This window comes from Pseudoalteromonas sp. 31A1, assembly GCF_011378815.1.
Classification (GTDB): domain Bacteria; phylum Pseudomonadota; class Gammaproteobacteria; order Enterobacterales; family Alteromonadaceae; genus Pseudoalteromonas; species Pseudoalteromonas arctica.
Genome location: NZ_WTKY01000062.1, coordinates 1 through 1,536, shown reverse-complemented (window position 1 = coordinate 1,536; position 1,536 = coordinate 1). Strand labels below are relative to the sequence as shown.

The 1,536-nt window shown below is 38.2% G+C and carries 1 protein-coding gene; it reads left to right on the top strand.

Annotation, left to right across the window (positions count from 1 at the left end; genetic code table 11):
* Positions 1–1,077: flagellin (locus GQR52_RS20305; RefSeq protein ID WP_165729609.1), on the top strand; the 1,077-nt coding region annotated here is incomplete at its 5' end.
* Between the last annotated feature and the right edge of the window lie 459 nt (positions 1,078–1,536).

Here is a 1,536-nt window from a genome sequence, read left to right as displayed (position 1 = left end):
ATTGGTTCAAATTCAAACGAAACGATTAATGTATCACTTTCAAGCGTAGCTGCTGATAGTATTGGCTCTAATCAAGTAAATCTTCAAGCTTTGACTGCAAGTACTGTAGGTGGTTTTGGTGGAGCTACACCTGCTGATGCTGCGGTTGCAGCTACAAATGGTGTTGAGGCGGGTACTTATGAAATATCTGGAACAGGTGATGCAGCTTCAACTGTTAATATTACTGCTGGGGCAAGCGCAAAAGAAGCTGCAGCTGCTATTAATCAGTACACATCTAATACAGGTGTAACAGCCCAAGCAAGAACAACCGCCGGTGTTACAATTGCAACATCTGCCGCGGATGAAACAGTCAGTTTTACGTTAAATGATGAAAAAGTAGCATTTAGTAGCACTGGTGATAAAGTTGCGGATCAGCAAGCAATGGCTGAAGCTATAAACTCAGGCACTGATGATCACGGTGTAACTGCATCAATTGAAAATGGTGTATTTACTCTGAATAATGATCAGGGTGACGATATTGAAATAGTAGATTATCAGAGCGCAGATGCAGCTGGTGCTATTACAGCAGGATCTATAGTTGTTACAGGTCAAAGCTACGATGGTAAAAATGGTTCAGTTGCTACGCTTGTAAGTGGCGCTGCTACTGATGACTCTACGACTGTAGCTGGTGGTATTCAATTAAATTCATCAGAAATATTTACAGTTAAAGCTGATAAAACCTCACTGGCTACAAGTGCTACAGCTACTGTAACTAGTACATTATCCGATGTAGACTCGGTCGATATCACAAGTCAATCAGGTTCGCAAGACGCATTAGCAATTATTGATAACGCGATCGCAAATATCGACTCACAACGAGCAAGCCTAGGTGCGGTTCAAAATCGTTTTGACCATACAATAAGTAACTTAGCGAATATTTCTGAGAACGTGTCTGCATCACGTAGTCGTATTCAAGATACTGACTTTGCAACAGAAACCGCTGAGATGACGAAGAACCAGATATTGCAACAAGCAGGTACATCAATCTTGTCGCAAGCGAACCAGTTACCGCAAACTGCACTTAGCCTATTAGGCTAACAGTAATAAGGTAATAGCTACTTCTCTATTTTAGCTAATACTTATAATAATTTTAAAAGGAGATGACTTTGGTCATCTCCTTTTTTATTTGGTTTTGATATTGCACCAATCGGCTCAATATGGGCTTTATTTAACGACAGATGATTGTATTGTAACAAGGCTAAATATTTCGTTACTTAATTGTTTTCGGCAATTCCCCTACTATTGTTCTACACCCGTGTAGTTGCAATAAAAAGTCTTAAATGCAGTTCGTGTCATAGTTAACCCCCTAATAACAAGCTAATCAAAAAGTTATAAATTTATTAACATGAATTTGTAATTATTTATAAATAAAAGCTAAAGGTATTTTATTTCCTGCCGTTAACTTAATCAGTAAGGGGCTTGTACATAAATTTGTTACGGCTCTTGGTTAAATCAAAACAGTACTTTTACGAAAGTAATCAGGAGTTTTATTATGAT